The 7,647-nt window shown below is 35.1% G+C and carries 7 protein-coding genes, 1 tRNA gene and 1 pseudogene; 1 reads left to right on the top strand and 8 read right to left on the bottom strand.

Annotated features, from left to right (window positions below; translation table 11 throughout):
• Positions 1–123 (top strand): annotated as a pseudogene (locus JG780_RS09970) (galactokinase); the annotation flags it as partial.
• Positions 124–471: 348 nt separating this feature from the next.
• Here JG780_RS09970 and JG780_RS09965 read toward each other — a convergent pair.
• The 8 genes from JG780_RS09965 to JG780_RS09930 all read right to left on the bottom strand — a co-directional run bounded on the left by JG780_RS09965 (position 472) and on the right by JG780_RS09930 (position 7,631).
• Positions 472–1,374 carry an RAMP superfamily CRISPR-associated protein gene (locus JG780_RS09965; RefSeq protein WP_287570466.1) on the bottom strand — a complete coding sequence of 301 codons (903 nt, stop codon included), beginning with the start codon at positions 1,372–1,374 and terminating at the stop codon, positions 472–474.
• A complete protein-coding gene (locus JG780_RS09960) occupies positions 1,371–1,967 on the bottom strand; it encodes a hypothetical protein (protein ID WP_287570464.1) in 597 nt (198 codons plus the stop codon). Before JG780_RS09960 ends, JG780_RS09965 begins: the two co-directional genes overlap by 4 nt.
• Positions 1,957–2,583, bottom strand: a complete 627-nt coding sequence (locus JG780_RS09955; protein WP_287570463.1) for a hypothetical protein — start codon at positions 2,581–2,583, stop codon at positions 1,957–1,959. Before JG780_RS09955 ends, JG780_RS09960 begins: the two co-directional genes overlap by 11 nt.
• On the bottom strand, positions 2,576–4,588 hold the full coding sequence (locus tag JG780_RS09950) for a hypothetical protein (protein ID WP_287570461.1): 2,013 nt from the start codon (positions 4,586–4,588) through the stop codon (positions 2,576–2,578). The genes JG780_RS09955 and JG780_RS09950 overlap by 8 nt, the downstream gene beginning before the upstream one ends.
• A gap of 141 nt (positions 4,589–4,729) precedes the next feature.
• Positions 4,730–6,601 carry an ATP-binding protein gene (locus tag JG780_RS09945; RefSeq protein WP_287570459.1) on the bottom strand — a complete coding sequence of 624 codons (1,872 nt, stop codon included), beginning with the start codon at positions 6,599–6,601 and terminating at the stop codon, positions 4,730–4,732.
• A gap of 38 nt (positions 6,602–6,639) precedes the next feature.
• Complete coding sequence (locus tag JG780_RS09940; RefSeq protein ID WP_287570456.1) at positions 6,640–6,810, bottom strand: site-specific integrase; 171 nt, start codon at positions 6,808–6,810, stop codon at positions 6,640–6,642.
• Positions 6,811–6,833: 23 nt separating this feature from the next.
• Positions 6,834–7,154: a hypothetical protein gene (locus JG780_RS09935; protein WP_287570453.1), complete on the bottom strand. Its 321-nt coding sequence runs from the start codon at positions 7,152–7,154 to the stop codon at positions 6,834–6,836.
• A 401-nt stretch (positions 7,155–7,555) separates the two neighbouring features.
• Positions 7,556–7,631 (bottom strand) — tRNA-Asn (locus JG780_RS09930).
• Between the last annotated feature and the right edge of the window lie 16 nt (positions 7,632–7,647).

The raw sequence follows: 7,647 nt of genomic DNA, 5'->3' as shown, positions 1-7,647 counted from the left end.
CTTTCAAAGAAGGGGGCTTTTGGGAAGATAAAAGAAGAGCTGGTGGAGTCTTATAAGAAGCATTTCGGGATAGATCTCACCTTCCACGAGATAGAGAGTGCAGACGGTGTTCAAAAGATCTGAAGGGAGCGCGAGCTCCCTTTTTTATATACTTGTGTGTGGATCGCAGAATGTCGGGAGGTAGAATGTTGAAGATCACATCGTATTTTAAGTATCACTTTTCAAATTTCAATTTTTTTATGGGCGGTTTCTGATTTTTGTCCTATTATCACGATAGTATATTTCACGATTTCCATTTTGCCTTCCTTCTACTGTAAGCAATGTCGCCTAACACCCGGAGTGTATCCGAAGTTTCCGACCGTAAGAGAGGGAATCTGGATGAAGCGATAACGAAGTCGAACACGCACCTGCTAAGAGCCCTTCGATAGGGGCAAGGTGCAAAATCTCACAGAGTGCCCAAGTCCGCTAAAATCATACCTCAACTTTAACATTTACCTTACCACCGCCTCTACTTTTTTGCCCTCCTAATAATTTTATGTTTTCTATTGCAGGAATAATAACTTTCTCAATTAGAGTTTTTATCCTTTCTGTTTTCTCTTCTTCCTCCCCCCAGTATTCTAACCATTTATCAATTACTACATCGCCAATCTTTCTTGCATCACCGAACCGTATCCCCTGCATTTCCAGTATTGGTTCGGATATTACTATGCCAATAGTGCCTTTGAAAACAGTTCCAGGTTTTACCTGTTCCCCCTCAACTTTTGCACCATGAGCAGCAGTTCCTGTTTTTCTATCAATTCTTATATTTGTTTGATCTATTACACTACCCTCGCTCTCAGGAAGAAAGTTGCTAAATCTAAGAAATCCCATAAGCCCCGCAGCACCCATAAAATAGCATACGGGACAAATGCCTATTTCTTTGCCATCTTCTTTGCCATCAGCTTTAGGGATTGACACTTTATCTTCATCAACTTTTATCTCACAATGCTGCTTTCTATACTTACCAGAATTGATGAGTTCTTTTTCAGCCTTTGTAGGTCTTGGGGAAGGAATGCAAGGCTTTAACAATTCTTTCTCATTGCCAGGTATGTTAAATAGCTGAGCAAATTCATCAGTCTTTTCTATGAATAGTAATTCTAATTGATGTCTTAGAGCGCCCTTAAAACTGGTTGCAGGTATTACTGGAGTTCGATCCACCTTGAATACAGCGCCTTTTTTCTCCGTTAATGGCGAAGGTGCAGCACCTATATGTAGAAAGCTTTCTTTTGCAACTTCTATTTTTATGGGTAGTTCCAAAATCTTCATTTTTCCTTCTTCTTTTATTTCAAATTCTTTTTCTTGTTCGTTAATCTTTATACTTATTTTTTCTCTCATTCTATCACCTCCCAATATTTTATTAGCGACTTTAATTTTCTTACAAAATAAGCTATCTCTTCGGGAGAGATTCCAGCCATGTAAAGCTCCTTTACATATTCAAGAACTCTCTCTAACGCTATATTTCGAGGATAACGAGAGCGCTCTATTTTACCCATGAAATATTGTTCAACTATTGAGAGATCATATCTTTCAATGACCTTTCCATAATTTTCCATGTTTTTTGGTAATTTGCATTTCACTAATCCATACCATTCAAGATTTTCAAACAATTCTTTTAAAAGATGGGGTTTACCATCAAATGCCGATTTTAACCACTCTGCTCGCTTCTTTAGCTCATTAATTCTGTCACGACGCCATTCATTAGCTTTTTGCTCTTGATTCTCTATTTTCTCTATTTTCCTAATTCTACTGTCAATTTTCTTCATAAATTCGTCTTTCCTCCCTTCACTGAATAACCTTCCCAATTCTTTCCAACTATCTCCTTCAAAGAGTTTAGGAATATTATCTCTTTTATTCCTGTCATACGGACTATCGAATATGGCCCTGTCATTCAACACCTTTTTAAACACCTCATCTATCTTACTCGTCATAATATGTCACCTCCTTTAATAGAACTTTGGGGGCTTTGACCAGACTACCGGGAAATAATGCCCTTTTGTACGTTCCACCTATTGAAAAACTATCGGGTTTAAATAGAAACCCATAAATCGGAGATATTACCTCAATTCCAAAATCTTTAGCCTCTTCTTCAAACACTTTAACATTTAAGATTCCCTGTTTTATTTCTGATTCTATTTCCTTTACTTCAACTATTTTTGATTTCCCAAATCCTTTGCTTTTCAGAGCGCCAAGTTGGAATTCCATATTTTTTAGATTATCCTTCAAGTTATTTCCTTTGTGAAGAGGGATATACACTTTTGCTTTGATTTTATCATTTTTTGGTTTTAGGTACATAGTGATTATAGGCATCTTTGAAATACTGAGAAATTTATCCTTAACAGAGTATGTAAATTCATCAAAATCATAGGTATTTTCTTCGAAAAAACCAACAGCAGGAATTTCAACACCCAAATAATGTTTTAATGCACCCTCAATAGTGGAAGAAGGAATGGTATCTTGGCAGGGTCTGAATATACCACCTTTAACTCTTTCTCCTATGATTACGGAATCTATTTCAAGTTTTATCTCCAGTAACCCTTTATTCATATTCGCCACCTCTTAAAAGTCTGTATAGGTTTAAGAATTTTGATGGCTTTATCCCTTTTGAAAGCATCTCGTAAATTTCGGGATATTTCTTTCTATTGTTAAATATCTCAACGGCAATGTGAATCTCGGATCGAAGATTCTCTTCTAACTGAACGAGTTTGTGCAAGAACGAACTTGAAGTTTTCACATTGACGGCTTTTTCAATGATGATCTTCAACTCATCCTTTGTATATCTTTCATCAAATACTCTATGGTGCCTTACATTAATGAAGTTTTTGTTATTTTCCTCAAAATACCTCCAGTGATCTCTTATGGGATATTTGATATTGGCGATGCTTAGCGATAAACTTATGGGGGATTTCTCATCAGTGATGCAATCTGGAAAATACTGCTCAAAAAGATTTAGAAACTTCTCAATAACCATTTTTGTTAATTCTGGGGAATATTTGAATACTCCAAGCTCATCATATTCAGCAATCGGCTTTTTAATATCATCAACTCTGCTAAACTCCTTCCAGAACTCTTTTAGCATTTCTTTATAGTCTTTGTTGAAATCTACTTGTAAAGCAAGAGGCCTGAACTCTTCCTTTAAAACACTTGCTTTACTGAAATTATAACTATCAACATATTCCTCAAACGCTTTATGTAACCAATCTTCCAATTTGTTTTGATCCAGAGAGAACTTAAACCAGCAGACTTTAACACCTTCCTCTCCCCACACTGTTGTATATTCTCTAAAAGGCTCACCCAGATTTCTTATTTCCTGACATTTATCACATATCCACTCTCTTACATTCTCTTTTATTCGTTCTATGCCCTGCCTTTGCTGGCATATATCACATATAGGAGGTTGTATTTCTTCTGGGAGTTCAGGCGTAAGATATCTCTTATATACTTTAGTATCCCTATTGGTAAGAACACTTAATCTTGCTTGATCGTTAGTTTGCCTTGCTTGCAGAGTTTTTCTATCCAGTATAGAGTTTAATATTCCCAAATCGGCTAGGATTTCCTCTGCTTCTATATAAAAGCCCCAGTCAAGAAGAGGTTTGAGTATCTCCTTTAATTCTTGATTTGGTGGAAGAAATAGAATGATGAAATCTGAAGTTGCAAATATAACCTCATCTTTGCAATGACTTGCAATATAATTTACAAGTTCCTCTCTTTTTCTGAGCAGATTTATATCCTGTAATCTAACAAAGGAGTGTGGGAATTTTATCCAGCATTTAACTAATCTCGCCTGCCATTTGCCTTTATTTCCATAATGCTCTTTCCCTTGCTTGTCTTTATAATAAATAAAGTTATCCCCCTCTGCTTCTTTTATTGTTTTTACTTTTTTACCATTGTATTCTATTGCGATAGACCCGTCTGGTTCTGTAATTAGCTTTGTGTTTTTCTCAAGAACTCTGTAGATCTTGCCCACCAGCTCAACATGTGTATAGAGTGATGTTACATTTCTGGGAACAGATTTATCCTCAGGAGTTAGCAGGAGAGAGTCCCTGTACTTATTTAGAAATTCCTCTCCAGATTTACAATTTTCAATTTCATCGAACAAGATTTTTAAATTATCAATGGTCTTGAATGCTGCCCAATGCTTTCCTCTCTTTTCTTCTTGTTGATAAAAATTCTTGTTCCATAGTTTTAAAACTCCGGCTTGTTGGCTTTGTGCTTTTTCTAATTCCAGAGTTGCTCTTGAAACTGATGAGGCTAAATGATCAGCAAGGATTAGTAAGAAAAGATGATATTTTTCTTCTGTCGGAATTGAATTTCCAATAGAATCTGTTAAATTCCATTGATTTATGTCTTTATTTACTTCTGAATTTTCATGGTGGTATTGTCCCCACCAAGAGGGTGAAGTTGGCTGTGGGATACAGAGTTTTTGGAAATTGAAAGTAGCGAATGTATGTTTTCTACCGCGTGACCCTCTTAGACCAATACAATCTTTCAATCTATCATCAACCAATTTCCCTATATCATGTAATTCCGGAATGAATTTTTTATTAGCCATCTTTTATTACCTCCATCTTGACGGGCTTGGCCATTTCACTTAACGTTTTGCGGATATCTGAAGTCCGAGCATAGTGAGAATTTGGACATAGCGCTAAAGACAAGTAGTCAGATATCTGTTTGTTATGTGTAGTGTGCATATTCAACTAATTACCTCTTTTATTGCTTTAAACCACTGTTCGATTTCTTTGTAAGCATTTAATTCATGGAAAAATTCCAATGTCATTTTTTCGATCCCTTCAGTAGCTATCTTTTCTTTTACTTTATTTTCGTTAATGCTCCACCCTTTTTCTTTATAGATATTAATTAATTTCTTTGGTATATCCAGTTTATCCCAGTCTTCAACCCAATTAAATTTCGTTAAATCTATTAAATTCATCAATTCTTCATCATTTAGACTAAATATGTCTTTTACAATATTAGGATGTACATAATTCTCAATTTCTCTTTTATTAGTAACAAATCCTCTGCTTCCATCTCCACGATTGTTAATTTCTTCAACCATTCTCCTGTTTTCTTCTTTGTCCCCATCATAAATATGAATTTCTGGTTTACCTAATTTTCTTAAATAATGATTATCAACCCAATGTTTTAGGGTGGACCCACCCAATGGTATTATGACGACTCTTTTATCATTTTCAAAATCAATTTTTAATTCATCATCTATTATTTTACCAAGTCTTTTAAAAAATTCTACATCAGTAGGGCCCTCGACACATACAACTAATTTAAGTTGCTCAATTCTGTCTTTATCAACTGTTGGTAATACACCTAAACTTTCGGCTATTTTATATAAAACTTCATCGGATCCTTTCTCAACAACAACTTTCCCATCATTATTTTTGTATAAAAATCTTAGACTTTCTATTGGCAATAAGCTGGCAATGCCAGGACTGTGAGTTGTTAAAATTATCTGGGTATCTTCTCTTTTGGACAAAGACAAAAAGGCTTCAATTAATTTCTTTTGATAATCTGGGTGTTGAGAAGTTTCAGGTTCTTCAAAGGCATAGACAACATCCGGAACATTTCTTTCTTCTTTTTTCTTTTCGGCCTCTGCTCTAAAAAAATTCAATAAAATTAACCTGCGAACTCCGCTCCCCCTTTTATTAAGAGGAATATCTTCATCACTACTGATTGTTATCCCTTTAAATACACTCTCCCATTTTGGCTCGGGAATTTTAGGCTTTAATTCTTGTGCTATTTCAGGATTCATTTCTTCTAACTTCTTAATTGTACGGTTTGCTATTTCAACTATTTCTTTTTCTACTTCGTTTTTAATTTCTTCTAACTTGGTCCTAATTTCTTCCCTTCCTAGCAGTTTTCTTATCGCTATTTTCATAGGATCTTGAACTTCTGCATCTTGATCAACATTTTGTCTATCTGATTTAAACAGAGCATATAATGGAAGATAATTTTTGATTTGATTCCAAATTAGCTTAGCACCTTCTTCGTCAATTGGTATCTCAAACTCCTCTAATTGAATTTCTTCTTTAAAATGATCTCGTATTTTTTTTCTAATCACTGAGGCAATTCTTTTATCTTCATCTGACAGATCTACTCCTAACTTTTCTGCTCGCTCTTTTAATTCTGAAATTTTGAGAGTGAGAAGATCTTTAAGTTGTTCATTTGATGGATGGTAGGCTCTTATATATGTCTTTACTTTTTTTACATCTCCATTTGGGAAAATTTTACGAATTTCCAATAAATTATCCTTGTTCAGCAAATATTCTTCTTTCAAATTTGTAGAAACGGTAGTATCAATCACAATTTCTTGCGGGTACTCTTCAAATACCACACCAATTACTATATCATTGCTACTTGAACCTTTACTTATGTCTTCTTTATCAAGTTTAACTTGAGCATCTTTTTCATTAAAGAATATGTCTAATGCATCTAAAATAGTTGTTTTGCCAATATCATTTTTGCCAACAAATGCGGTTAGATCATCAAAATCTATAATTGTTTCGTCCTTAAATATACGGAAATTTTTCAGTATTAATCTTTTAATTTTCATTTTGGTCCCCCAGTTTTGCACATAGCATATAACTCCGCTTATTCGAACTTTGGGGAATAACCACTTCCTGATTTTTTCTTCTTCCAGTATTCTCGCAAAGTTTGAAGAGCAACTTCTGAAAGTAAGGTATTGTGGTCTTTTCTACCTTTTGACGATCTAATGTGAATCAGTTTCCTATTTGATTCTATGTCCTCGGGCTTAAGCCTCAAAAACCTCCCCAACACGTAATCCATCAGAATACATAAGCATTAAAACGACCTTGTGCTTTAAATTTTCTATTACCTTTAGTATTTTCATAACCTCTACCCTGATCAAAACCACCGGCAGTTTTTTGTCTTTCTTTGGGCGCTCTACTTCGCAAAAGAACTTTTTGTTCAAAATCTCTCCATAAAAGAGCTTCAAAGCATTTATGATAATGTTCGAAGTAGAAGTTGAGACTTTCTTTTGCTCTATTTCTTCTGTTTTTCTTTGTAATGGAAGGCAATAATTTTTTATCGAAGTTCTTTTTGCGACGAGATAAGATAAAAATAAAAGCCAATAACAAGATTTTCACAAAAAGATTTTGAAGTTTTGTTATTAAGCCATCGCTATAAGGAATTTCCTTGTGGATTCAATTTTCTTTCAGAAATTGTTTTTATTCTCTTTATCAATACCTGATCATGAGGGACACAAATTTAAATGCTCTGCAGTTTCCCCAAAGGTTACTATTTCTCCAAAGCCTTACATCATAGTTTTAACTCTTTTTGGGTCTGCCAAAGTTTACCATTGTTTAACATCACATGATAATATACAGCAAATAAAAGCAAAAAGTCAAGTTCATTTTTTCCTTTTCGGAGGTAGGCGTGGGTGGGCTTCATTATTCTCAATCCAGAACAGAGGAAAGAAAATGTATTTCTCTGCGTGCCGGCGAACTGGAGGGGGACCTTGAGTGAGTTTGGAACAATAATAAAAAAATGGCTCCGGCGGCAGGACTCGAACCTGCAACCACCTGGTTAACAGCCAGGCGCTCTACCGGTTGAGCTACGCCGGAACCTCCACGGATAATT

Source organism: Thermosipho sp. (in: thermotogales) (genome assembly GCF_020054775.1).
Lineage (GTDB): Bacteria > Thermotogota > Thermotogae > Thermotogales > Fervidobacteriaceae > Thermosipho > Thermosipho africanus.
Note: the sequence above shows the minus strand (reverse complement) of the source record. Positions and strands in the feature narration are given on the sequence as shown.

Coding starts and splice junctions, on each gene's coding strand:
- JG780_RS09955 (WP_287570463.1), bottom strand. CDS start 2,583: ATGAATAAAGGGTTACTGGAGATAAAACTTGAAATAGATTCCGTAATC.
- JG780_RS09950 (WP_287570461.1), bottom strand. CDS start 4,588: ATGGCTAATAAAAAATTCATTCCGGAATTACATGATATAGGGAAATTG.
- JG780_RS09960 (WP_287570464.1), bottom strand. CDS start 1,967: ATGACGAGTAAGATAGATGAGGTGTTTAAAAAGGTGTTGAATGACAGG.
- JG780_RS09945 (WP_287570459.1), bottom strand. CDS start 6,601: ATGAAAATTAAAAGATTAATACTGAAAAATTTCCGTATATTTAAGGAC.
- JG780_RS09965 (WP_287570466.1), bottom strand. CDS start 1,374: ATGAGAGAAAAAATAAGTATAAAGATTAACGAACAAGAAAAAGAATTT.